Annotated in this window: 23 protein-coding genes; 10 read left to right on the forward strand and 13 right to left on the reverse strand. The window is 60.5% G+C overall.

The genetic code is table 11. From position 1 onward, the window contains the following. Positions 1 to 4 precede the first annotated feature (4 nt). From rutD to ACI2KA_RS22090, 5 genes are all read right to left on the reverse strand, one after another. A complete protein-coding gene (gene rutD / locus ACI2KA_RS22070) occupies positions 5 to 796 on the reverse strand; it encodes a pyrimidine utilization protein D (protein ID WP_404504600.1) in 792 nt (263 codons plus the stop codon). A 13-nt stretch (positions 797 to 809) separates the two neighbouring features. After that, on the reverse strand, positions 810 to 1,196 hold the full coding sequence (gene rutC / locus ACI2KA_RS22075) for a pyrimidine utilization protein C (protein WP_003492069.1): 387 nt from the start codon (positions 1,194 to 1,196) through the stop codon (positions 810 to 812). A gap of 26 nt (positions 1,197 to 1,222) precedes the next feature. Beyond that, complete coding sequence (rutB, locus tag ACI2KA_RS22080; RefSeq protein WP_404504601.1) at positions 1,223 to 1,963, reverse strand: pyrimidine utilization protein B; 741 nt, start codon at positions 1,961 to 1,963, stop codon at positions 1,223 to 1,225. Beyond that, the gene (rutA, locus tag ACI2KA_RS22085) at positions 1,960 to 3,051 is read right to left on the reverse strand and encodes a pyrimidine utilization protein A (RefSeq protein WP_404504602.1); all 1,092 of its coding nucleotides are present in this window, start codon (positions 3,049 to 3,051) and stop codon (positions 1,960 to 1,962) included. Before rutA ends, rutB begins: the two co-directional genes overlap by 4 nt. 461 nt (positions 3,052 to 3,512) lie before the next feature. Next, positions 3,513 to 4,124 (reverse strand): biliverdin-producing heme oxygenase, encoded by a 612-nt coding sequence (locus ACI2KA_RS22090; protein WP_404504603.1) that lies wholly within the window; start codon positions 4,122 to 4,124, stop codon positions 3,513 to 3,515. Positions 4,125 to 4,429: 305 nt separating this feature from the next. Between ACI2KA_RS22090 and ACI2KA_RS22095 the strand changes: the two genes are divergently transcribed. The 9 genes from ACI2KA_RS22095 to ACI2KA_RS22135 all read left to right on the forward strand — a co-directional run bounded on the left by ACI2KA_RS22095 (position 4,430) and on the right by ACI2KA_RS22135 (position 13,422). Next, a complete protein-coding gene (locus tag ACI2KA_RS22095) occupies positions 4,430 to 5,314 on the forward strand; it encodes a dihydrodipicolinate synthase family protein (RefSeq protein ID WP_404504604.1) in 885 nt (294 codons plus the stop codon). Positions 5,315 to 5,337: 23 nt separating this feature from the next. Beyond that, a complete protein-coding gene (locus ACI2KA_RS22100; protein ID WP_404504605.1) occupies positions 5,338 to 5,994 on the forward strand; it encodes a GntR family transcriptional regulator in 657 nt (218 codons plus the stop codon). 105 nt (positions 5,995 to 6,099) lie between these two features. Next, positions 6,100 to 7,431, forward strand: coding sequence for an ABC transporter substrate-binding protein (locus ACI2KA_RS22105; protein WP_404504606.1), 1,332 nt, complete (start codon positions 6,100 to 6,102; stop codon positions 7,429 to 7,431). Next, complete coding sequence (locus tag ACI2KA_RS22110; RefSeq protein WP_404504607.1) at positions 7,431 to 8,369, forward strand: carbohydrate ABC transporter permease; 939 nt, start codon at positions 7,431 to 7,433, stop codon at positions 8,367 to 8,369. Before ACI2KA_RS22105 ends, ACI2KA_RS22110 begins: the two co-directional genes overlap by 1 nt. 14 nt (positions 8,370 to 8,383) lie before the next feature. Next, positions 8,384 to 9,205, forward strand: coding sequence for a carbohydrate ABC transporter permease (locus tag ACI2KA_RS22115; protein WP_031233854.1), 822 nt, complete (start codon positions 8,384 to 8,386; stop codon positions 9,203 to 9,205). Between the two features lie 90 nt (positions 9,206 to 9,295). Beyond that, positions 9,296 to 10,354: an ABC transporter ATP-binding protein gene (locus ACI2KA_RS22120; protein ID WP_404504608.1), complete on the forward strand. Its 1,059-nt coding sequence runs from the start codon at positions 9,296 to 9,298 to the stop codon at positions 10,352 to 10,354. A 20-nt stretch (positions 10,355 to 10,374) separates the two neighbouring features. Next, entirely contained in the window at positions 10,375 to 11,334 is a 960-nt protein-coding gene (locus ACI2KA_RS22125; protein WP_404504609.1) for a sugar kinase, read from the forward strand. Between the two features lie 142 nt (positions 11,335 to 11,476). Further along, positions 11,477 to 12,535: a P1 family peptidase gene (locus tag ACI2KA_RS22130; RefSeq protein ID WP_404504610.1), complete on the forward strand. Its 1,059-nt coding sequence runs from the start codon at positions 11,477 to 11,479 to the stop codon at positions 12,533 to 12,535. Between the two features lie 20 nt (positions 12,536 to 12,555). Continuing rightward, positions 12,556 to 13,422 (forward strand): D-amino-acid transaminase, encoded by an 867-nt coding sequence (locus tag ACI2KA_RS22135; RefSeq protein ID WP_404504611.1) that lies wholly within the window; start codon positions 12,556 to 12,558, stop codon positions 13,420 to 13,422. 40 nt (positions 13,423 to 13,462) lie between these two features. Here the strand turns inward: ACI2KA_RS22135 and ACI2KA_RS22140 are convergent, their stop codons facing one another. From ACI2KA_RS22140 to ACI2KA_RS22170, 7 genes are all read right to left on the reverse strand, one after another. After that, entirely contained in the window at positions 13,463 to 14,359 is an 897-nt protein-coding gene (locus tag ACI2KA_RS22140; RefSeq protein ID WP_404504612.1) for a LysR substrate-binding domain-containing protein, read from the reverse strand. Between the two features lie 243 nt (positions 14,360 to 14,602). Continuing rightward, entirely contained in the window at positions 14,603 to 16,114 is a 1,512-nt protein-coding gene (locus ACI2KA_RS22145) for a serine hydrolase domain-containing protein (RefSeq protein WP_404504613.1), read from the reverse strand. A 179-nt stretch (positions 16,115 to 16,293) separates the two neighbouring features. Continuing rightward, positions 16,294 to 17,034, reverse strand: coding sequence for an ABC transporter ATP-binding protein (locus ACI2KA_RS22150; protein WP_404504614.1), 741 nt, complete (start codon positions 17,032 to 17,034; stop codon positions 16,294 to 16,296). Next, on the reverse strand, positions 17,031 to 17,861 hold the full coding sequence (locus ACI2KA_RS22155; RefSeq protein ID WP_404504616.1) for an ABC transporter ATP-binding protein: 831 nt from the start codon (positions 17,859 to 17,861) through the stop codon (positions 17,031 to 17,033). Before ACI2KA_RS22155 ends, ACI2KA_RS22150 begins: the two co-directional genes overlap by 4 nt. Positions 17,862 to 17,864: 3 nt before the next feature. Next, complete coding sequence (gene nikC / locus ACI2KA_RS22160; protein WP_404504618.1) at positions 17,865 to 18,767, reverse strand: nickel transporter permease; 903 nt, start codon at positions 18,765 to 18,767, stop codon at positions 17,865 to 17,867. After that, a complete protein-coding gene (locus ACI2KA_RS22165) occupies positions 18,764 to 19,777 on the reverse strand; it encodes an ABC transporter permease (RefSeq protein WP_269341367.1) in 1,014 nt (337 codons plus the stop codon). The genes nikC and ACI2KA_RS22165 overlap by 4 nt, the downstream gene beginning before the upstream one ends. Positions 19,778 to 19,779: 2 nt before the next feature. Further along, on the reverse strand, positions 19,780 to 21,375 hold the full coding sequence (locus ACI2KA_RS22170; RefSeq protein WP_404504619.1) for an ABC transporter substrate-binding protein: 1,596 nt from the start codon (positions 21,373 to 21,375) through the stop codon (positions 19,780 to 19,782). 236 nt (positions 21,376 to 21,611) lie between these two features. Here ACI2KA_RS22170 and ACI2KA_RS22175 point away from each other — a divergent pair, with 236 nt between their 5' ends. Continuing rightward, complete coding sequence (locus tag ACI2KA_RS22175) at positions 21,612 to 22,652, forward strand: dipeptidase (protein ID WP_404504620.1); 1,041 nt, start codon at positions 21,612 to 21,614, stop codon at positions 22,650 to 22,652. Positions 22,653 to 22,711: 59 nt separating this feature from the next. On the opposite strand, the gene ACI2KA_RS22180 is transcribed toward ACI2KA_RS22175, so the two are convergent. After that, positions 22,712 to 23,005, reverse strand: coding sequence for a hypothetical protein (locus ACI2KA_RS22180; protein ID WP_404504621.1), 294 nt, complete (start codon positions 23,003 to 23,005; stop codon positions 22,712 to 22,714). Between the last annotated feature and the right edge of the window lie 214 nt (positions 23,006 to 23,219).

A 23,219-nucleotide genomic window follows, 5' to 3' on the forward strand; every position in this document is an offset into this window, starting at 1 on the left:
CCTGTCAGAATGTTGGGGTGGCCGGCAGAAGGAACTGCAAAAGCCATTTATTGAAAAGCTCGGGCTCGGTGATGTTGACCGCATGCGCTCCAAAATCGATAAGTCTGAGTTCGCCCTGCCGCAGACCCTCCGCCAGCCGCAGTGAACGTGTATAGGGCACCAGAAGGTCGTCTTTCGTCGCCACCACCAGCACCGGATTGTCGATCTCGCCAAGACGGGCATCGACATCGAAGGCCCTCAGCGCCGCAATACGCCGCAGCACATTCGTCTTGCCCTGGAAATGCGCGACGCCATGGGCATCGTCCCGCGCCAGCCGCTCCTGATGGTCCGACATCCAGGCCGCCGGATAAAGAAACAGCGGCTGGGCTTTGACAAAGGCCTCGACCCCGGATTTCTCCAGAAGCTCGATCCGCACATCGAAGCAGCGCCCGGAATGCGGATCGGCCTTGCTCCAGGCATTGATGAGAACAAGCCTGTCGATCAGATCAGGCTTGCGCAACACGATATCGAGACCGATCAGGCCGCCGAGCGCATGGCCCATGAAGTGGAATTTCTCGAGGTTCAACGCCGAAACGATGTCAAGCACATCATCCGCCATCGCCGATATGCCGCCCTCCTCCGGCACCTCGCCGCCGGTGCTGCCGGTTCCGCGATGATCGTAGGTGACGATCCGGAAATGATCGGAAAGGGCCTTAATCTGTGGGGTCCAGTAAGTGCCCGATCCCCCCAGCCCCGAAGACAGCAGGATAGTGGCCGCCTCGGCATCGGTCCGGCCATGAACCTCGAAATGCATCATCTGCCGCTTCGCCCTATTTGCCGATATGAGCGACGGTGGCGATTTCCACCAGCGCGTCGGGCTTCACCAGACCGCACTGGATGCAATAACGCGCCGGCTTGTCGCCGGGGAAATATTCGGCATAGACCGTGTTGACGGCCTGGTAATTGGCCCAGTCGGTGATGAAGATATGGTTCATCGTCACGTCTTCCATCGTGCCGCCGGCGGTTTCGATGACCGACTTGATGGTTTCCAGGACATGACGCGTCTGGGCGCTCGCATCGCCGACATGCACGACATTATTGTCCTTGTCGAAGGGCAGTGTGCCGGACACGTAAACCACGCCATCGGCAAGGGTTCCCGGCGAAAAGGGTGCGATGGGTTTGCTGGTACCGGCAGGCACGACGATCTTTTTCGGCATTTCGTTCTCCTCTTTGTGGTTGGATATCAAGCGCTGACGGGTGCGGCCTGCGAGATGACGCCGCAGAAATCGTTGACGGTGGCGACCCAGCCGAAAAACTTCTCGACATTGTAGACCGTCGCCTGCTGGATATAGTCCGGACCCAGATGATGCGTGGCATCCTCCAGCATCACCCCGAAATATTCGAGATGGAAGGCATCGCGCAGCGAGCTTTCGACGCAGACATTGGTGGCGATGCCGACAAAGACCAGATTACGGATACCGCGGGCGCGCAACACGCTGTCCATATTGGTATTGAAGAAACCGCTGTAGCGCGTCTTCGGCACCAGAATATCGCCGGGCTGCGGCTGCAGCTCATCCACGATGGCATAATCCCACGTACCCTTGGCCAAGAGCTGGCCCTGTAGTTCCGGCCTTTTACGCATTGTTTTCAGCGCATTGGACTTGTGCCAGTTGGGCGAGCCCGGGCCGCCCGCCTCGACATAATCCTTGTCCCAGCCATTCTGGAAATAGATGACCTGGACGCCCGCCGCCCGCGCCGCATCCAGCGTCTTCTTGATGTTGGCGATGGTGCCCTTGGCCCCGGAAATGTCGAAACCGGCAAGATCGACATAACCGCCCTCGGTCGAATAGGCATTCTGCATGTCGACCACGACAATGGCGGTCTCGCTGGGTTTGAGGGTGATCGGCTCCGGCCTTGCCGGAAGCGTCACACTTTCCGAACGGCTTTCCGGCCCCTTGTAACCCGCCACGACAGCTTCGCTCATTCCGCAGCCTCCAGTTCGGCCTGGACATGCGCCCGGCTCTTCATCAGCGGTTGCACATATTTACCGAATTTTTCGACGCCTTCGAGGAAATCGTCAAAGGTCAGCATCACGCCGCCCGTTCCCGGCACTTCGCTCATCTCGTCCAGCATCGCCGCCACTTCCTCATAGGAGCCGATCAGCGTTCCCATGTTGATGTTGACCGCCGACACGGGATTGGACATGTGCCGGACATTGGTGTCGGAACCGGATTTGGTATCGACCGCGCTTTGCAGCCCGAGCCACTTGATCGCGTCCTCATCCGCACCGGCCTTGTAGTGCTCCCATTTGGCCCAGGCATCTTCGGATTTTTCCTCGGCAAGGATCATCGTCAGCACCACGGATTTGACCTCGCGGCCGGTCTTCTCCGTCGCCGCCAGCAGGCGCTCATTGGTGGGCGCAAAGGCCTTGGGCGTATTGACGCCGACGCCGAAGCAGAAGCTGTAATCCGCGAACTTGGCCGAAAACGCCATGCCGGAATTGGAAGAGCCGGCGCAGATGAGCTTCACGTCCCCCTGCGGCACCGGCTTCATGCGGCAATCCTCCATCTGGAAGAACTTGCCCTTGTGGTCCGACTGGCCTTCCGTCAGCAGCTCTTTCAGAACAGTCGTATATTCACCCAGATATTCATAACGGTCGCCGAAATAGTCGTCCCCTGGCCAGAGGCCCATCTGGCTATATTCCGGCCGCTGCCAGCCGGTGATCAGGTTGATGCCGAAACGGCCGCCGGAAATGGAATCGATCGTCGTCGCCATGCGGGCCACGATGGCCGGCGGCATCACAAGCGTGGCGGCGGTGCCGAACAGCTTGATCTTGGAGGTGACGGCGGCAAGGCCGGCCATCAGCGTGAAGGATTCCAGATTATAGTCCCAGAATTCGGTCTTGCCGCCGAAACCGCGCAGCTTGATCATCGACAGCGCAAAGTCGAAACCATATTGCTCCGCCTTCAGCGTGATCGCCTTGTTCAGGTCGAAGCTCGGCTTGTATTGCGGCGCGTTTTCGGAAAGGAGCCACCCATTGTTCCCGATCGGGATAAAAACACCAACTTCCATTTTGCTGTTCCCTTTTTTGCATCAGGTATCTCCTGATTTGACAAAAGAGTAGCAGGTTCTGTGCCAGACCAAATAAAATAATTTTATCAAATGGATAAAATTTTGAGGCGCGCCGAGCCTTTACCAAAAGGTAAAATTTTTATCATTTGGTAAAAATATTTGCCTGTTTATTCGGCAAATATTGAGAGCGATACGTCAAAGGTGAGCAGCCCTCACCACAATCGCAGACCGATGTAAGAAACCCGAATGCTCTCCTCCGTCATGCCGGACCCGATCCGGCATCCAGCCACGGCGCGTCTGCGCCGTGAATAGAGTCTTTCGCGATCAAGGACTTGATCGCACTGGACCCCGGATCAAGTCCGGGGTGACGACGCTGAGGTGCTGAGACTCAATCAAACTCGCACACGCGACGGGGCACTTCTGCGCGATGAGGACAACAATCGCGCAGCTATGCCAAAAACTCAAGCCATCCGCTGCTGCGCATAGGCATGCACGGCCCGGAAGGCCTCTTCGGCGCCGGCGACGACGCGTTCTTCCTCTTCCACCGTCAGCGAAATTTCATCGAGTGCTGCGGTGAAGGTGCGCCAGTGCAGGCCGCGGCCTTCCGGAGCGCCGGCCAGATGGCGCGCGCCGAAGTCTTCATTCAGACCAAGCTTGGCCGCATCCTTCAGCAGGAAAGCAGCGCCGAGATTGGAGCCTTCCACCACATAAAGCCAGCCCATGGCCTCCGGCAGATCGAAGGTCGTTTCGGCGGTAAAACGGGGCTCCGCCGTTTCGGGAACGGCGAGGCCTAGATCGGCAAGGTCCTGCTCGATCATCGCCAGCCGGCGGCGGCCCTTGAGATCGGGCAGCAGGCCATCGAGCGTTGCATTGGAGAAAAAGACATCGAGATCGCGGTGGAAAAGATATTGCGTTTCGACAAATTTGCCGAAATTCTCGCGGCTTTCGAACGGCTTCGAGGCCATGATGAAAGCATCGAGATCGCCATGGGCACCGCGCGTCGCTGCCCTCAGGCGCTTGACACGGCTCTGTTCGATCTCTGCTACAGGCGCTGCCGGCTCCGCAATCGTCATGATGATGGTCCCTTAATCCCTTTATTCAGATTGCCTGATAAAAATCTTTACTCCAACAGTCAAATTTTATTTTCGCACGTGCCCCTCGCAGATGGAAGAGGCCTGACCCGCTCGCACCGCGACAGGCCCTTATCCCCCTGAACCGACACAATCATTCCTTGCCGGCTGCGCAAGCCCGCACCGCAGCCGCCTCTACGCGACATTCCTTCACAGTCGTCTTCCGATCAATCATATTGCAATTACCTCTTTACAACTAACATGTCAGTATGCCATCAATTTGCAGTCACCTTGGAGGAGCATCTTAATTGACCCAGAAATTCGGCCTTTCGGCAGCCCTGACAACCCCTTTCAAAACCGATGGAACGGTCGATATCGACGCCATGATCGCCCATGCCCGCCGCTGCCTTGCGAATGGCTGCGACAGCGTGACGCTCTTCGGCACCACCGGCGAAGGTTGCTCCGTCGGCAGCCGCGAACGGCAGGCCATCCTCTCCCGCTTCGTCGAGGCCGGCATTGCGCCGTCGCGCATCGTCACCGGCGTCCTGGTGGATTCCATCGAGGATGCGGCGGATCAGTCGACAGAAGCCCTGAAAGCGGGCGCCCGCAATATTCTTCTCGCCCCGCCCTCCTATTTCAAGAATGTCAGCGACGACGGCCTGTTTGCCTGGTTTTCGGCGGTCTTCGCCAAGATCGGCAAGGATGCGCGCGACATTCTCGTCTACAACATCCCTTCCGTGACCATGGTGACGCTGTCGGTCGAGCTGGTGGGACGGCTGAAAAAGGCTTTCCCCGGCATCGTCACCGGCGTCAAGGACTCCTCCGGCAACTGGACCCATACCGAGCGCCTGCTGAAGGAGCATGGCGACCTTGCCATCCTGATCGGCGATGAGCGTGATCTCGCCCGGGGCGTTCGCCTGGGCGGCCAGGGCGCGATCTCCGGCGTCGCCAATTTCCTGACGCAGGAAGTGCGCGCCATGGCCGTCGACGGCAAGGACGACCAGCGCGTCGAAAATCTTGTTGTGGAACTTCTGAAATTCCCGGTTACGCCCGCGGTCAAGGTGCTGGTATCACACACCACAGGGGAAACTATCTGGGCGGAGGTGCGCGCACCGCTCGTGGCCATTTCACCGGAAGACCGGCGGCGGATCGAAGGCGCTTTCGACGCGCTGTTTCGCAGGCAGGCCGCCTGAAAAAAGCTGAAGAAAGGCTGAGCATGGACGATACCGGCGAACAGACATTGCGGGAACGGGCGTATGAAAGCTTTACGCATCACCTTCTCTCGCGCGACGTTCGCCCGGGGCAATTCATCTCGCAACGCCGCCTCGTGGAATTGACGGGTCTGCCGCTGGGGGCGATCCGGGAGGCCATTCCACGGCTGGAGGCGGACGGGCTGATCAAGACCGTGCCGCAGCGGGGATTGCAGGTCGCCCATATCGACATCAACCTCATCCGCGAGGCGTTCCAGTTCCGTATTTTTCTCGAAAAGGAAGCCGTGGCGCTCTTTACCCGCTCGGCCTCCGATGAAGCGATTGCGAAGCTCGTAAAACAGCATCGTGACATTGCCGAAGCGGCGGAAACCGGCGGGGAATCGCCGGAGCTGGAGCAGCATGCCCAGCAGGTGGACTGGGGCATGCACGACGCCTTCATCGATGCGCTCGGCAATTCGATCATCTCGAATGCCTACCGCGTCAATTCCATAAAAATGCGCCTCATCAACCAGGAGCGCTTTCGCATCGCCGGCCATGTGAAGTCGGTGATGAAGGAACATCTCGCCATTCTCGAAGCCATCGAGAGGCGATCCGTGGAAGAGGCCGTCGAACGGCTGACCGCCCATATCCGCAACGCAAGGGACAGGGCGCTGGCGGTATAGGGCAATTCCGGAGAAGCCATGGGACGGCTTCAATTCGGGATTGCAGGAAAATAAGCAACAAGCCGGGGTGAGGAGAATTTCCGGCTAATCTGGAGGAGAACTGACATGACGCATTCATTGCTCAACCCCACGCGTCGCGCCTTTCTGGCAGGCACGGCCGCGATTGGCGGCAGCGCGATGCTCGGCATTCGCCCGTCATCGGCGGCGGTGAACTGGAAAAAACACGCCGGCACCACGCTTGAAGTCAACCTCGTCAAAAGCCCGCGCAGCGAAACGCTGATCAAATATCTCGGCGAATTCGAAGAGCTGACCGGCATCAAGGTCAATGCCGAGGCCACACCGGAACAGCAGCAGCGCCAGAAGGTGGTGATCGAGCTTTCCTCCGGCAAGCCGAGCTTCGATGTGGTGCATCTGAGCTATCACGTGCAGAAGCGCCAGTTCGAAAAGGGCAAGTGGCTGGCCGATATCAGCGGCTTTCTGAAGGATCCGTCGCTGACCGATCCGTCGCTCGCCGAAAAGGATTTCGCCGAAGCCGGCATGCTGTTCGCCAAGGATAGCGACGGCGTCTTGCGCTCGCTGCCCTTCTCGGTGGATTACTGGATCGTTTACTGGAACAAGGAACTCTTCGAAGCGAAGGGCCTGAAATATCCTGAAACCTTCGAGGAACTGGTGACGGCAGCGGAAAAGATCACCGATCCCGCAACCAACACCTATGGTTTCGTGGCCCGCGGCCTCAAGAACGCCAATACGCCGGTCTGGACCTCGCTGATGCTGGGTTATGGCGCAAAGCCGATCGGTGCGGATGGAAAGATCGACACCGAATCCAAGGAAGCGGTGGAAGCGGCAGCGCTTTACCAACGCCTGATGACCAAGGCAGCACCTCCCGGCGTCTCCGGCTTCAACTGGGCGGAAGCACAGTCGGCCTTCCTGCAGGGCAAGATCGGCATGTGGTTCGATGGCGTCGGTTTTGCGCCGCCGATCGAGAATCCGGAAAAATCGCGCGTGGTCGGCAAGGTCGGTTACGGCGTCATGCCGAAAGGCCCGGCAACCCAGGCCGCCGGCACGTTCGGCGATGGTCTCGGCGTGGTCGAAGCCAGCAGCAAGAAGGAAGCCGCCTACCTCTTCTGCCAATGGGCGATCTCGCATGAAATGGGCGCGCGCCTGCTGCAGGCCGGCGCCGGCGTTCCGTTCCGCCAATCCATCCTCGAGGACCAGAAGGTCCGCGAAGGCGTGAAGATGCCGGCCGCCTGGCTGGATGCCGTCGTCGGTTCCGGCAAGGTCTCGCAGCTTGCCCTGCCCGTCATCATTCCGGTGACGGAATTCCGCGACATCTACGGCGTCGGTCTCACCAACATGATCGGCGGCGCGGACCCGGCAGCTGAACTCAAAAAGGCGACGGAGCAGTTCGCACCCGTTCTGGCGCGTAGCGAGGGATAATGGCCTCCGTGAGCATCGAAAACACCAAGACGGGCGCAAGCCGGAGAGAAGGGAGCAGGCCGGCACGGCTTGCTCCCAACTACTGGCCCTTCGTCATACCGGCACTCGTCGTCATTTCAGCGGTGATCGTTTTTCCCTGGGTGTTCACCCTCTGGATGAGCGCGCATCGCTGGACGCTCGGGCAGGAGCAGAGCTTCATCGGTTTCGAGAACTACATCAGGCTCGCCAGCGACGCCCGGTTCTGGGAATCGCTGTGGCACACGCTCATCTATACCGTGCTGTCGGTCGTCGCCCCGCTCATTCTCGGAACATTGGCGGCGCTGGTTTTCGATGCGCAGTTTCCGCTGCGCGGTTTTCTGCGCGGCGTCTTCGTGATGCCGATGATGGCGACCCCGGTCGCCATCGCGCTGGTCTGGACCATGATGTTCCACCCGCAGCTCGGCGTCCTGAACTACCTGCTGTCCTTCATCCACATCGGCCCGCTGGAATGGATCTACAACCAGTCCACCGTCATTCCTTCGCTGGTGCTGGTGGAGACCTGGCAATGGACGCCGCTCGTGATGCTGATCGTGCTCGGCGGTCTGGCCGCAGTACCGCGCGAACCCTATGAAAGTGCGGAAATCGACGGCGCCAACGCCTGGCAGAAGTTCCGTTACCTGACGATGCCGATGATTGCGCCCTTTCTGATGATCGCCGTCATCATCCGCTCCATCGACGCCGTCAAAAGCTTCGACATCATCTATGCGATGACGCAGGGCGGACCCGGAACGGCGTCCGAAACCATCAACATCTATCTCTACAACACGGCCTTTGCCTATTACGACATCGGTTACGGCTCGGCCATGGCCGTGGTGTTCTTCATCATCATCGTGGCGCTCTCCTTCGTGCTTCTGATGGTGCGCCAGCGCTCGCAATGGAACGAGATGGAGGATCGCTGATGTCTGCAAAAATCCTGAAACGCAAGACGCTTGATCGCATCGGCCTTTTCTTCGTGGCGCTGGTGATGATCTCGCCGGTCATCCTGTTCTTCATCTGGATGATCTCGCTATCGCTGAAATATGAAATCGACAACGGCGCCTATCCACCGATCCTGATCCCCGAACGTTTTGCCTGGTCGAACTATGTGAAGGTGTTCGAGGAGAATAATTTCTTCCTCTATTTCTGGAATTCGGTGCTTGTCACCGGTGCGGCCACCATTCTCGCACTGGTGATCGGCGTGCCCGCCGGTTACGGCATCGCAAGGCTGAAGGCGGAAAAATCCGCCGTCGTCATCATGATCGCCCGCATGACGCCCGGCCTCTCCTTCCTCATTCCGCTGTTCCTGCTGTTCCAATGGCTGAACCTCCTGGGCACGCTCTGGCCGCAGATCATCATCCACCTTGTGGTGACGGTGCCGATCGTCGTCTGGATCATGATCGGTTATTTCGAGACCACCCCGAAGGAGCTGGAAGAGGCGGCAAGCATAGACGGCGCGTCCTCCTGGCAGGTGTTCCGGCTGGTGGCGCTGCCGATCGCCAAGCCCGGCATCGTCGTCTCGTTCATCCTCGCGGTGATCTTCTCGTGGAACAACTTCGTCTTCGGCATCGTGCTGGCCAGCCGTGAAACGCGCACCCTGCCGGTCGCGGTCTACAACATGCTGTCCTTCGAACAGGTCAGCTGGGGACCGCTGGCCGCAGCCGCGCTCATCGTCACGCTGCCGGTGCTGCTGCTCACCATGTTCGCACAGAAACAGATCGTGGCGGGTCTCACCGCCGGCGCCGTCAAGGGCGGCTGAACCAACCAATCAGGGCATTCCATGCCCTTACTCTTTTAACGCAATTCCGGACGCGCTTTTGCTGGAATTGCTCGTAACGGGAACCTGCACATGGCACCGGTCAATATTCAAAATGTCCAGAAGCGTTTCGGCTCCGTCAACGTCATCCATGGCATCGATATCGATATCAAGGACGGAGAATTCGTCGTGCTCGTCGGCCCCTCCGGTTGCGGCAAATCCACCCTGCTGCGCATGATTGCGGGTCTGGAAGAAGTGAGCGACGGCGAAATCCACATCGGCGCGCGCGAGGTAAGCCATCTGCCCGCCCGCGACCGCGATATCGCCATGGTCTTCCAGAACTACGCGCTTTATCCACACATGACGGTCAAGGACAATATGGGCTTCGCGCTGAAGCTGAAGAAGGTGAGCGCGGACGAAACCAGGGCCAAGGTAGACAGGGCCGCCGCCATTCTGGGGCTGGAAAAGCTGCTGGACCGTTATCCGCGCCAGCTTTCCGGCGGCCAGCGCCAGCGCGTGGCCATGGGCCGGGCGCTGGTGCGCGATCCGCAGGTCTTCCTGTTCGACGAGCCGCTTTCCAACCTCGACGCCAAGCTGCGCGTGCAGATGCGCGGCGAGATCAAGGCCATGCACCAGCGCATCGGCACCACCACCATCTACGTCACCCACGACCAGGTGGAAGCCATGACCATGGCCGACAAGATCGTGGTGCTGCATGACGGTGTCATCGAACAGATCGGCGCGCCGCTCGAGCTTTACGACAATCCCGCCAATCTCTTCGTTGCCAGTTTCATCGGTTCGCCCGCCATGAATTTCATTCGCGGCCGGGTGGAGGAAGGCGTCTTCCGCACGGCGAAAGGCCTCAGCCTGCCGCTGCCCGTCCATGCCGATATCGGCAAGCTCGGCGGCCGCGACCTCGTCTACGGCGTGCGGCCGGAACATATCCGTGCCACCGAGACCGGCATCGAAGGCCGGGTCGAACTGGTCGAAGGCACCGGCTCGGAAATCTACGCCAAACTCAACTGCAAGGGCGACGACATCGCCTGCCTGTTCCGCGAACGCCTCAATGTCCGCTTCGGCGATACGATCCACATTGCCATCGATCCGGCAACCGTGCATCTGTTCGACAAGGATAGCGGCAAGCGTCTCTGAACAGGGCAGGAGCAAAGACAATGGTAAAGGAAACGGGCGGCAAGCATGTGCTCTGCGTGGGTGCCGCCGTGCTCGACACCCTGTTTCGCGTGGCAGACATGCCGAAGGGCGAAGGCAAGGTCCTGCCCTATGAGATGCTGCAGATCGCCGAAGGCATGGCGTCGAGCGCCGCCTATGCCGTGCATCGCATGGACGGCCGCGCCAGCCTGTGGGGTGCGGTGGGCGACGACGAGACCGGCGCCCGCATCCTGCGCGACCTTGCCGAAAGCGGTATCGATGTTGCCGGCATGACGCTGGCCGCCGGCGCGCGCTCGGCACTGTCGACGATCATCATCGACGACCGCGGCGAGCGGCTGATCGTGCCTTTCTACGATCACCGGCTGCATGCGAAAAAACGTGCCTGCACGCCGGAGGATATTGCTCCTTTCGATGCCGTCCTGGTGGATGTGCGCTGGCCGGAACTGGCGCTCGATGTGCTGACCGTGGCGCGTGCGCTTGGCAAACCCGCCATTCTGGATGGCGACGTGGCACCGGTGGAGACGCTGGAAAAGCTCGCCCCTGCCGCAACCCACATCGTCTTTTCCGAACCCGCCGCCGCCCGGCTGACAGGGCTTGAAACGGTGAAAGACATGCTGCCAGTGCTGCATTCCCGCTATCCACAGACCTTCATCGCCGTCACCGCCGGCCCGCAAGGCTGCTGGTGGACGGAAGCCGGCGATCCGGCAGTGCATTTCCAGACGACGATGCAGGTCGAGGCGGTGGACACGCTGGCGGCGGGCGACATTTTTCACGGCACGTTTGCGCTGGCGATGGCTGAAGGCATGCAAAGCCGCGCCGCCATCCGCCTCTCCTCCGTTGCCGCCGCGCTCAAATGCACCGTCTTCGGCGGCCGCATCGGCGCACCGACGCGCGAAGAGACGGAAGACGCGATGCGGCAATGGCTGGAGCGTGAAGGCGAACCCGCGCTGCGCGCCTCCTGAGCGCATCCATTGCCCGCATAAAACTATTCCATTTTTGCGATGCCGTTTCACGGCGAACTAGGCTAACGTTCGGGCAGGCAAGGCTTTTCGCAAGCCGCGCCCACTCCAGTTTCAGCCTGCATTCCGCAAAAGTGATCGCCCGATGCATCAGACGACCCGCCCGAGATTGCGCGATATCGGTTTCCGGCCCGGCCATTTCGAAACCGGTCCGCTCAACGCCATTACCGATGTCGCAGGCGTGGCCATCGGCCATTCGACCGTCATCGAGGGCGAGACGATCCGCACCGGAGCAACCGCGATCCTGCCGCATGGCGGCAATCTGTTTCAGGACAAGGTGCCTGCCGCCTTCGCCGTCTATAACGGCTTCGGCAAATTTGCCGGCTCCACCCAGATCGAGGAACTCGGCGAACTCGAAACACCCGTTATCCTCACCAACACGCTGGCGACCGGCCGGGCCATCGAGGCGATCAACCGCCATACGCTGGCGCAGCCGGGCAATGAAAAAGTCGTCTCGATCAATGCCGTTGTCGGCGAAACCAACGATTCCCGCCTCAACGACATCCGCGCCGGCCACCCGACGGTCGATGAGATATCAGCCGCGCTGCAGAACGCGGCCACAGGCCCGGTGGCCGAGGGCGGCGTGGGTGCCGGAACCGGCACGGTGGCCTTCGGCATGAAAGGCGGCATCGGCACCGCATCCCGCGTCGTCACCATCGCCGGAACGACCTATACGCTCGGCATTCTTGTCCAGTCCAACTACGGCGGCCATCTGCTGGTCTGCGGCACGCCCTATGTCAGCCCTGACCATAAGGACAAGGACGGCTCGATCGTCATCATCATCGCCACCGACGCGCCGCTCTCATCCCGCAATCTGAAGCGCCTCGCCGCCAGAAGCTTCGGCGGGCTGGCGCGCACGGGTGCCGCACTCAGCAATGGCTCCGGAGACTATGCTCTGGCATTTTCCACCGATGAGCGGCTGCGCCGCACGCCTGCGCGCCGCAAGGCGGTGGCGGAATATCCTGAGCTTTCCAACGATGCGATCTCGCCGCTCTTCGAGGCGGCGATAGAGGCAACCGAAGAGGCGATCCTCAATTCGCTCTGCACGGCCAATACGACAACCGGCTTTAATGCCGGCACCGGCAAGGCCTCCACGGTGAAGGCCATCTGCGTCGACGCCCTTAAAACCCTTCTTTCAGCCTGACTTTTCCAGACGGAGTTTTCATGACCAGCCCATCCGGCCGCATCGTTTACGTCAACGGCGAATTCCTGCCCGAGGCCGACGCCCGCCTTTCCATCTTCGACCGCGGTTTCCTGTTCGGCGACGGCATTTATGAGGTTACCTCCGTTCTGGAAGGTAAGCTGATCGACAGCGACCTGCACATGGCCCGGCTGGAGCGCAGCGCCCGTGAGATCGACGTGGCTCTTCCTGTCACAACGAAAGAGATCGTCGAGGCCGAACGCCGCCTGATCGCCGACAACGACCTCGTCGAAGGCATGATCTACCTGCAGCTGACGCGTGGCGCCGAAGACCGCAACTTCCTGTTCTCCGCCGACCTGAAGCCGACGCTCGTCATGTTCACCCAGGCCAAGAAGCTGATCGGCACCCCCGTTGAGGAAGCCGGCATCGCCGTCAAATCCGTTCCCGACCAGCGCTGGGAACGCCGCGACATCAAGACCGTCTGCCTTTTGCCGCAGGTCATGGCCAAGCGCATCGCCAAGGCCGAAGGCTGCGACGAGGCCTGGATGATCGAGGATGGTTTCGTCACCGAAGGCGCATCCTCGACCGCTTATATCGTCACCGCCGATAAGAAGATCATCACCCGCGGCAACAGCAACAAGACCCTGCCCGGCTGCACCCGTCTCGCCGCCCTGCAACTGGCCAGGGAAGCCGGTTTCACGCTGGAAGAGCGCCCCTTCACGCTGGACGAAGCGCTGAATGCCGATGAGGCCTGCCTGACAAGCGCCTCCAACTTCGTCGTCTCGGTGACGAAGATCGACGGCAAGCCGGTGGGCAACGGCAAGCCCGGCCCGATGGTGAACCGCCTGCGCGCGCTTTACCTCGAAAACGCCCGCCGCACGGCGATCTGAGACCGAAAGCGTTTGTTCCGTCGCTTTTCCCGGAAATGCTCTAGCCTTCGAGAACCGCCCAGATGCGCTCGACCACGGGCCGGCGGTTCTCCTTGGAACGATAAAGCCTGATATCGACGGCAATATCGAAACTTTGATCGGCGGCGCGCACCAGAGCGCCGCTATCCAGCTCGTGCCGCATCAGGCTTTCCGGCACCCAGGCCACACCCCAGCCGGCCATAGCCATGGCTTTCAGCCCCACCGACATGCTGCCCTCATGCACCCGCTCGAATTGCGGCAGCCGCGCGCTCAGGAGATCGCGCAGCAACGGCCCGAAGAACGAGGCCTTTTCATAATCGAGATAGGCAAAGGGTTTTCCCGCATTTTCCGACAGCGCATGCAGCGGCGAGCCATCTTCCGCCGGCGCGGAAACGGGAATGATGTTTTCCGCACCCAGCACACGGAATTCAAAGGTCTGCGCATCGAGCAGCATCGGCACTTCGGGATGGGCATAGGTCAGAAGGAAATCGCTCTGCCCGTCCACCAGCGAATTGAGGTTTTCCTCCATGCTGCCGGAATCCGGCCGCAGAACCGAAAACAGCGGCCCCGCCTTCTCGTTCACCCGTTTCAGCCAGTCGGGAAAAAAGGTGAAGGACAGGGTATGCAGGGCCGTCAGCCGAACGGTCTTGGCATCGGCCCCCTCTTCCTGCAGCAGGGTGCGCCGTGCATGATAAAGCTGCTTCAGCGTCTCCTGCGCCACCGGCACGAACTTCACGCCCGCCTCGGTCAGCCGCGACGGATAGGAGGCACGGTCGACCAGCGTCGCACCCACCCAGGCCTCCAGCTGCTTGATGCGCCGGCTGAAAGCGGATTGCGTCACATGTCGCTCATCCGCCGCCTTCGAGAAATTGAGCGTTCCGGCCAGCGCCAGGAAATCCTCGAGCCATTTGACTTCCAAGGGCCTGTTCTCCCACACAGATGTCGTCCCGGCCTGCCGGGAACACAGCTCTTTATTAGGAGGAATGGAAGCTGATTGAAACCCGTCAGAAATTTCAGGCTGTTGAGGAAATAGCCCGAACTTTGCTTCCGTCATCCTCGGGCTTGCCCCGAGGATCCACAACCCTTTGAAATCAATGGATCCTCGGGACAGGCCCGAGGATGACGCCGAATTTGTGGGGCGCGACGAGGTCGATCTCCGTCGTCAGTGGCCCCTCGAATATTCAATCATCCGCGCCCGGCTGGAAACCAGCTCGATCCGGTCGTCGCCCAGACGATTGAGGCAAACGCGCTTCGTCCATGGCCCATCAATCAAGGTGAAGAGGAAACGGCCATTGCCGAGCGCTGTCAGCGGCATGCTGCGGCGCGTGGGGCCGATGCCCATCGTCAGCGACGAACCGCTGATTGAAAATTCAGCCCCCTCATCCGAGCGCCACGAGCCCGAAAGATCATCCGGCACGACATGCTGGCCGACCGGCAGGAATCGGCGGGCGGCGTGGCCGGCCTCGCCGACAATCGCATCGCCCTCAAGCCTCAGACGCATGGGCGACGATGCCGAACGCGACGATACCCAGCCATCGACATCTTCATAAAGCGTATCGTCACCATCGATGAAGGTGGATGTGCTGCCCTTGATCTCCAGCCACCACGGCCCGCTTTCGGTGACATAGAGGCCATCCGGCAGGCTGGCGGCCGGCTTGGGCAAAGGCAGGCCGGTGAGGGCCGCCATGCTTTCCAGCGCGATCTTGAAACCGTTGGTATCCTCGCGGTTCGACACCACGACGAAGCCAGTGCCGTTTTCCGGATCAAGCAGGAAATAGGTCTTGTAGCCGGGATGTGAACCGCCATGGCCGACGAAGCGCCTGTCGCCGAGATGCGACCAGCGCAGGCCGAGGCCATATTCGCTCATCCGCCCATCGGCGAGCGGTCGTTCAGCCGAAAGCGCGTCAAGAACACCCGCGAAGCTTCCCTCGCTCCGCATCAGCCACTGCAGCCAGCGGGTGAGTGCTTCGGCACTGCCGGCAAGGCTGCCGGAAGCGGAAATATGCAGGCCGGCCGCCGAAAGCTGCCAGTTGTCTTCAGCCTTCCAGTAACCCGGCGCCAGCCCGTCGACCGGATCGTTCCAGACATCCGGCGCCTTGAGGAACACGCCAAAGGGGTCGGCAATCTGCGTCTGCACGAAATCATCGAAACGGAAACCGCAACGCTCCAGCGCCGCTTCCACCAGGCGGTAACCCGTATTGGAATAGGAAACCTCGCTGCCGGCCGAAAAATTCAGCCGGGTGAGCCGCGACAGATAATCGAGAAGCGGTCCGGCCTTCGTTTCGGTATAGACGGAAAGGCCAAGCAGCGACAGGCATTCGCGCGTATCCGGCAACCCGCCGCTCATATCCAGCGCCTGCCCGACGGTGACATCGCGAAGCGGCGGCTGCAACTCCGGCAGATGTTTGCCGAGCGGATCGTCAAGCCCGATCAGATCGGAATGGGCCAGCACCATGGCGCAGAAGGCATGTTTGGTGACCGAGGCATAACGCACCACGCTTTGCGGCGTGAAGGGCGCGAAGGTCGAGAGGCTCTCGACACCGCCCGCGTGGGCGAAACGGATGCCATCGAGATCGAAACCGATGACCGCCCCGCCCGGCTCGTTGCCCGACCATTGCGAGACGAAGCTCTTGGAAAGGGTTGAAGCGGCGTTCCAGTCGAATTGCTGTGGCATGGTTGGGTCTCTTATGTCTTCAATAAGTGCCGTGGAGACCTGGGAACGGACGCGGCATATTTGACGTCATTCTCGGGCCTGATCCGTGGATCCACCTTTTTCGAGTGCATCGATCCTCGCCTCAAGGGCGAGGATGACGGAGAAAACCTGTTAGCCTCCCCCTTATCCCAAGACCGACCTCAGGCCGGTTCTTCCAGCCTGATGCTCAGGCTACGCAGCTCTTCCGTATGCGGATGTTTCGTGCGGCCCTCGCGCAGATCGCCGGCACTCAGCTGCTCCACCATGTCTCCATTCAGCATCACGCCAACCTGCGGGCACAGATGCGCGATGACCGCCAGATTGTGGCTGACGAGAATATAGGTGAGGTTGCGCGCCGCGCGCAGGTCCTGCAACAGGTTCAGGATTTCCGCCTGTACCGAAACATCGAGCGCCGAGGTCGGCTCATCGAGCAGCAGCACCTCAGGGTCGGCAATCAGCGCGCGGGCAATCGCCACGCGCTGGCGCTGGCCGCCGGAAAGCTGGTGCGGAAAACGGAAGCGCACGGCCTGCGGCAGAGCGACATCAGACAAAGCCTGCTGGATGCGCTTTTCGATATTGTCCATGCCGTGCACCAGCGGCAATTCGCTGAGAATGCGGTCGATGGTCTGGCGCGGATGCAGTGAGCCATAGGGGTCCTGAAACACCATCTGCACCTGCCGGAAAAATTCCGGCGTCCGCCTGAGCGGCGCATCCTTGCCGGCAAAGGCGATGCGGCCTTCCCAGCTTTCATTGAGGCCCGCCATGGCGCGCAGAATGGTGGACTTGCCCGAGCCGCTTTCGCCGACGATGCCGAAGCTGCCGCCCCTCTCCACCGAAAAGGACACGCCCTTTACGACTTCGCGGTCGCCGAACTTGATACGAAGATTATCGACGTCGATCATTGGCTGGACCACGCTGCATCACGGTTGAGAACGGGAAGACGCTCGCGCGGATGCGTCAGCGAGGGAATGCAGTTCAGAAGTCCCTTTGTATAGGGATGTTCGGCTTTGAGGAGTTCGGACGCCTTCAGCTCCTCCATCACTCGGCCGGAATACATGACGGCCACGCGGTCGCAGAAATGCGAAACCAGCGGCAGGTCGTGGCTGATGAGGATAAGGCCCATGCCGCGTTCCGATACAAGTTCCTCGATCAGCCGCAGGATTTCCGCCTGCACCGTGGCGTCGAGCGCGCTGGTCGGCTCGTCGGCGATTAGGAGTTCGGGATCGGGCGCAAGCATCATGGCGATCATCACGCGTTGGCCCATGCCGCCGGAAACCTCATGGGCGTAAGACGAGGCGACCTGACGCGGATTGCGGATCTTCACCTGATCGAGCAGGCCGATGGCCGCTTCCATGGCGGCCCGCTTGCTGCCGCCCTTATGGGCGCGCCAGGCTTCGGCCACCTGCGCCCCCATCGTCTTGACCGGGTTCAGCGAATATTTCGGGTCCTGCAGGATGAAACCCGCCCGCTTGCCGCGGATCTGGCGCATTTGCCTTTCGCTGGCGGACAGCACGTCTATACCGTCGAAGGCGAGCTTGTCGGCGCGGATATCCGCATTGGAGGGCAGAAGCTTCATCAGCGCACGCGCCGTCAGGCTTTTTCCCGAACCGGATTCGCCGACAATGCCGAGCTTTTCAGTGCCGAGCTTCATGGAGACACCACGCACCGCCTCAAAACGGCTGGTGCGGGTCTGGAAGGCGATCTTCAGATTTTCGATTTCGACCAGCATGGCTCAATGTCCCTTCGGGTCGAGAACGTCGCGCAAGCCATCGCCAAGGAAATTGAAGGCGAGCGAGACGAGGAAGATGGCAATGCCGGGAATGGTGGCGACCCACCATTGTTCGAAGATGAAGCGCTTGGCCGTCGCAATCATCGCACCCCATTCCGGCGAAGGCGGCTGTGCGCCCATGCCGAGGAAGCCGAGGCTTGCGGCGGTGATGATGATCGAACTCATGTCGAGCGTGATGCGCACGATAAGGCTCGGCACGCAGAGCGGCGCAATGTGCCGGGCAATGATGCGCCAGGCGGAAGCACCGGTCAGCCGGTAGGCCGCAACGAAATCGCTGCCGCGCACCGTCATGGTTTCGGCGCGCGCCAGACGCGCATAGGGCGGCCATGCGGTGAGCGCGATGGCGAGAATGGCGCTTTCGACGCCAGGCTTCAGCGCCGCAACGAAGGCGAGCGCCAGAATGAGGCGCGGGAAGGCCAGGAACACATCCGTCACCCGCATCAGCACCGTATCGACGAGGCCGCCGAAATATCCGGCGATGCAGCCGATGGCGAGCCCGATGGGTGCTACGAGAACGACGACGGCAATGACCATGCCGAGCGTGACGCGGCCGCCGTAAAGAATACGCGAGAGAATGTCGCGACCCAGCTCATCCGTGCCGAACCAGTGTGCGGCGCTCGGAAATGCCAGGCGGTTGCCGAGGTTCTGCGTCGCCGGATCGTAAGGCGCAAGCAGCGGCGCCAGAAGCGACAGGGCGATGAAGAGGACGATGATCGTCAGGCCGATCACCGCCAGCGGATTGGACTTGAGGTTGAGCCAGATGCGATACCGGTTGCCCCAGGCGGCCTGTGTTCGCGAATGCGGCGTCTCGTCCAGCGCCCAGTTTCTGAAATTAGCTAACATCATCGAACGCGAGGATCCATAACTCTGTAAAGCACGTCTGCGAGCAGGTTGAGGGCGACATAGATGAAGCCGATCAACAGGGTTGCTCCGACGACGGGGTTCATGTCCGCGTTCATGAGCGAGACGGTGAGATATTGGCCAAGACCCGGCCAGCTGAACACGGTTTCCGTCACCACTGCACCTTCGAGAAGGCCGGCATAGGTGAGCGCGAGAACCGTAACGAGCTGCACGGCGACCGTCGGGAAGGCATGGCCCCAGATCACCGTCATGGCCGAAAGCCCCTTGGCGCGGGCGGTGATGACATATTCGCCCTTCAGCGCATCGATCATGAAGGCGCGCGTCATGCGGGTGATATAGGCCATGCTGAAATAGGCGAGAATGCAGACCGGCTGCACCATATGGGCGATGGCGTCGTAAAAGGCGTCCCAGTCGCCGGCAAGCAGCGTGTCGACCGTCATCAGGCCAGTGACCTGCGTGATCATGCCGTCATAGATGATGTCCTGCCGGCCCGGCCCCGGTGCGACGCCAAGCGTGGCGTAAAAGACCAGCAGCGAAATCAGCGCCAGCATGAAAACAGGCACGGAATGTCCGGCAAGGCAGACGACGCGAATGACCTGGTCGGTCAGCTTACCCTGCTTCACGGCCGCCCAGACACCGAGCGGAATGCCGATCAGCGCGGCCAGAATGAGGGCTGCGGTGGCAAGTTCGAAGGTGGCGGGGAAAACGCGCTTGATATCGATCCAGACCGGATTGCGGGTCAGGATCGAATTGCCGAAATCGCCATGCAGAACCTGCGTTACATAATGGAAGAACTGCACGACCAGCGGCTGGTCGAGGCCCATTTCGGCCCGCACCCGCACGATGACGTCTTCGGGCGCGTTGTCGCCGACCGCCGCAATGACGGGATCGACAGGCATAACGCGCCCGATCATGAAGGTGATGACCATCAAACCGAACAGCGTCAGGATGACGCTGCCCAGTATCGACGATATGCTTTTAACGCGCTTGTTCAATGTCACGCTTTCTTCGCATCGTGGTAGGAATTGCCCTCGGAGAGAACGCCGAGTTCGAAGCCGGAAACGCCCTTGCGGAAGGCCGCTGTCTTGGTGGTCTGGAACATGAACACGAAGGGGCTGTTTTCCATGTGCTCGCGCTGCAGGGCTTCATAAAGCTCGACGCGCTTTGCCGGGTCCTTCTCGTCACGGGCGGCTTCCGCCTTGGCGGCGAAGTCGTCGTTCTTGAAACGCGAACGCCACAGGAAGGGCTTCGACTTGGCGTCGTCGCCATTGTCCTTGTTGATGTTGAAGACATCGGCGTTGGAATGCGGATCGAAATAATCCGTACCCCATGCCGAAAGCGCCATCTGGTGCTCGCGGGCACGCATCTTGGTCAGAACCTGGCGGTTTTCAGCAGACTGCAGACGCACCTTGATGCCGATATCGGCAAGGTTGGCCTGGATGGCCTGCGCCAGATCCGGGTATGGCTGGGCGGAATAGTGGTCCATGCTGATCTCGAAACCGTCGGCAAGGCCGGCTTCCGCCATCAAAGCCTTGGCCTTTTCGACATCGCGCTGGAACGGAATGTCGTTAACGGCGCCGGGAAAACCCTTCGGCTCGAAGCTCTGGTGGATCTCGTGCGTCAGCGGCACGATGTTTTCCTGCATGCCCTTGTAGTCCAGCGCCCATTTGATCGCCTGCCAGACCTGCGGCTTGGCAAGGTTCTCATTGCCCTGGTTGAGCGAGATCAGAACCAGCGAGGCGATGGACTTGCGCTCCAGCTCGATATTGGCGTCGTTCTGCACGGTGCGCAGCTGCTCGGAGGTCAGATCGCGGGCAATGTCGATATCGCCCTTCTGCAGCATCAGCAGCTGGGAAGACGGATCGGTCACGTGACGCAGCACGATACGCTTGATATTGCCCTTGTAGGGGCCGTTCGGGTTGACCGCGAGCGCGACGCTTTCGCTCGGCTTCCAGGCCTGCAGCATGAAATCGCCGGAGCCGGCGCTGTTCTTCTGCAGCCAGCCATTGCCGAGGTCTTCACCCGATGCATTGGCGAGAACCGCCTTCTTTTCAACGATCGCGCCGATATTGGCGGAAAGGCAATATAGCAGGAAGGAGATGGCGGTCGGCTTTGCCGTCGTCAGCTTCACCGTCTTGTCGTCGGCGGCAACGATGGTCGTCTCGGCATTCTCAGGCGTGAAGCCGAACTGGCTGATGATGAAGGCCGGGCTCTTGTTCATCTTGATGGCGCGCTGCAGCGAGAAGGCAACGTCTTCCGCGGTCACTTTCTCACCGCTCGCGAAGGTCGCTTCGTCACCGATCACGAAGGTGAAGACCTTGCTGTCCGCATCGGCTTCCCAGGATTTCGCAACGACCGGATCGACCTTGGTGGAATCCTCGCGGTTGGCGCGCACCAGCTTCTGATACATGTTGGAGATGATTTCACCGCCGACGGCCTCGAAACCTTCATGCGGGTCAAGGCTCGTCATATTGTCCAGCTGCTGGGCGACAACCAGAATATCCTTCGGCGTCGCGGCAAAGGCCGGAATGCGCGCATAGGACAGGAACGGTACGGCGGCACCGGCGATCAGCAGGTTGCGTCTTGAAATCATTGAAAATCCCCTTTCGGACCTTATTTTTCGGAAAACGGTATGGGTTTGCCCCAATCCAGTCATTTTTTTTATGTTTTCCCGCGATTACCACGAGCAAACGAGGCCCGACCAATTCCAAATTTGGCAGAGCCTATGCACGGATTGCATTTGCTCCCGCCTTGACCTTTCCTCTACCAATTCCGAAAACTCTCCCGCAGGCGCGCCCGCGCCCTCCCCGTATCCGAAGGTGAATGACCATGACCGATCAGAAAACCGTACCCGTCTTCGACGGCCACAACGACGTGCTCCTGCGGTTATGGCGATCGGGCAATGCCTCTCCCGAAACGCTTCTCATCGAAGGGGATACCGTCGGCCACATCGACCTGCCGCGTGCGAAGAAAGGCGGCCTTGCCGGCGGCCTCTGCGCCGTCTACGTGCCTTCGCCCAGCATGGACAAGGATGCCAACGGCGACTACCCGACACCGGCCGAGGCGGATGCGCTGAAGGCGACGCTTGCCATGGCCGCCCTTTTGTTCCGCGCCGAGAAACAGTCGAAGGGCGCGCTGAAGGTGTGCCGCACGGCCGCCGATATCCGCGACGCCATGGCAAAAGGCGCTTTCGCCTCCGTCTTCCATATCGAAGGCGCGGAAGCGATCGGCGCCGATCTGGATGCGCTCCACGTTCTCCACGAAGCGGGTCTGCGCACGCTCGGGCCGGTCTGGAGCCGCCCGAACATCTTCGCTTATGGCGTTCCCTTCCGTTTTCCCTCGACGCCGGATATCGGTCCCGGCCTGACGGACGCCGGCAAGCGGCTGATAAAGACCTGCAACGAGCTGAAAATCATGGTCGACCTGTCGCACATGAACGAGCAGGGCTTCTGGGACATCGCCAAGATTTCAGATGCGCCGCTGGTGGCATCGCATTCCAACGCCTATGCCCTGTGCAACCACAGCCGCAACCTGACCGACCGGCAGCTGGACGCCATCCGCGACACGGGCGGCCTTGCCGGAATCAATTTCGGCGTGCTGTTCCTGCGCCAGGACGGTGTGAAGAACCCGGATACGGACCTTGGCGAACTGGTCCGCCATGTGGATTACATCGTTAACCGCATCGGCATCGATCACATCGCGCTCGGATCGGATTTCGACGGCACCACGATTCCCGCCGCCATGAAGGACGCGGCCGATCTGCAGCTGCTTGTGAATGCCCTGCGCAAGGGCGGTTACGACGACGAGGCACTCGCCAAAATCTGCCACGGCAACTGGATCCGTGTGCTGGAAAAAACCTGGGGCGCGTAAGGCCTCCTCTCGAACCCATCTCCGGCGCAGGACGCCGGAGACAGGAAACGGCAGGGACTTTAAGCCTTTGCCGCTTTTTTCTTGCCGCTCGCCCGGAAGGCCAGGAACCCGGCGACGACACCGATCATCGCCCATTTCATCGGCAGCACGTCCGCCGTCTCGCTGCGGATCGGCAACACGGTCACGGTGCCCGGACGGGATTCATAACCCATCTGCCCCTTTGCCTTGGCCTCCGCGATCTGCTGCGGCGAAACGACCCATTCGGCACCGCGCATCTTATCCACGGCCATGTATCCGCCACCCGCCACGATGGCGACGACGAGCGAAAGCGCTATTCTTGTCGGCATGTTCATCTGCATCTCCTTCAATCGAAAGGAGCGTGTAGTCGCATCAAACGCCATGACCAAGCAACCGCAGCGGTCAATTCCGCCCATTTCGGAACAATCCTCAAAATCATGCATTCCATAGTTGCATTTTCACCGTTAAGCTGGACGCAACGTACCAATGACCGGAGACAAACTTCACATCGACACTTCATGCTTTTCTGCTAATCACATTTCCTCAACC

It is taken from the genome of Agrobacterium sp. NPDC089420, from assembly GCF_044900305.1.
In the GTDB taxonomy this organism is placed as follows: domain Bacteria; phylum Pseudomonadota; class Alphaproteobacteria; order Rhizobiales; family Rhizobiaceae; genus Agrobacterium.

Excerpts from the sequence above, each read along its gene's own strand:
- rutD (WP_404504600.1), bottom strand. The coding sequence starts at position 796 with ATGATGCATTTCGAGGTTCATGGCCGGACCGATGCCGAGGCGGCCACT.
- rutC (WP_003492069.1), bottom strand. The coding sequence starts at position 1,196 with ATGCCGAAAAAGATCGTCGTGCCTGCCGGTACCAGCAAACCCATCGCA.
- rutB (WP_404504601.1), bottom strand. The coding sequence starts at position 1,963 with ATGAGCGAAGCTGTCGTGGCGGGTTACAAGGGGCCGGAAAGCCGTTCG.
- rutA (WP_404504602.1), bottom strand. The coding sequence starts at position 3,051 with ATGGAAGTTGGTGTTTTTATCCCGATCGGGAACAATGGGTGGCTCCTT.
- ACI2KA_RS22090 (WP_404504603.1), bottom strand. The coding sequence starts at position 4,124 with ATGACGATTGCGGAGCCGGCAGCGCCTGTAGCAGAGATCGAACAGAGC.
- ACI2KA_RS22100 (WP_404504605.1), top strand. The coding sequence starts at position 5,338 with ATGGACGATACCGGCGAACAGACATTGCGGGAACGGGCGTATGAAAGC.
- ACI2KA_RS22105 (WP_404504606.1), top strand. The coding sequence starts at position 6,100 with ATGACGCATTCATTGCTCAACCCCACGCGTCGCGCCTTTCTGGCAGGC.
- ACI2KA_RS22110 (WP_404504607.1), top strand. The coding sequence starts at position 7,431 with ATGGCCTCCGTGAGCATCGAAAACACCAAGACGGGCGCAAGCCGGAGA.
- ACI2KA_RS22120 (WP_404504608.1), top strand. The coding sequence starts at position 9,296 with ATGGCACCGGTCAATATTCAAAATGTCCAGAAGCGTTTCGGCTCCGTC.
- ACI2KA_RS22125 (WP_404504609.1), top strand. The coding sequence starts at position 10,375 with ATGGTAAAGGAAACGGGCGGCAAGCATGTGCTCTGCGTGGGTGCCGCC.
- ACI2KA_RS22130 (WP_404504610.1), top strand. The coding sequence starts at position 11,477 with ATGCATCAGACGACCCGCCCGAGATTGCGCGATATCGGTTTCCGGCCC.
- ACI2KA_RS22135 (WP_404504611.1), top strand. The coding sequence starts at position 12,556 with ATGACCAGCCCATCCGGCCGCATCGTTTACGTCAACGGCGAATTCCTG.
- ACI2KA_RS22145 (WP_404504613.1), bottom strand. The coding sequence starts at position 16,114 with ATGCCACAGCAATTCGACTGGAACGCCGCTTCAACCCTTTCCAAGAGC.
- ACI2KA_RS22150 (WP_404504614.1), bottom strand. The coding sequence starts at position 17,034 with ATGATCGACGTCGATAATCTTCGTATCAAGTTCGGCGACCGCGAAGTC.
- ACI2KA_RS22155 (WP_404504616.1), bottom strand. The coding sequence starts at position 17,861 with ATGCTGGTCGAAATCGAAAATCTGAAGATCGCCTTCCAGACCCGCACC.
- nikC (WP_404504618.1), bottom strand. The coding sequence starts at position 18,767 with ATGATGTTAGCTAATTTCAGAAACTGGGCGCTGGACGAGACGCCGCAT.
- ACI2KA_RS22170 (WP_404504619.1), bottom strand. The coding sequence starts at position 21,375 with ATGATTTCAAGACGCAACCTGCTGATCGCCGGTGCCGCCGTACCGTTC.
- ACI2KA_RS22175 (WP_404504620.1), top strand. The coding sequence starts at position 21,612 with ATGACCGATCAGAAAACCGTACCCGTCTTCGACGGCCACAACGACGTG.
- ACI2KA_RS22180 (WP_404504621.1), bottom strand. The coding sequence starts at position 23,005 with ATGAACATGCCGACAAGAATAGCGCTTTCGCTCGTCGTCGCCATCGTG.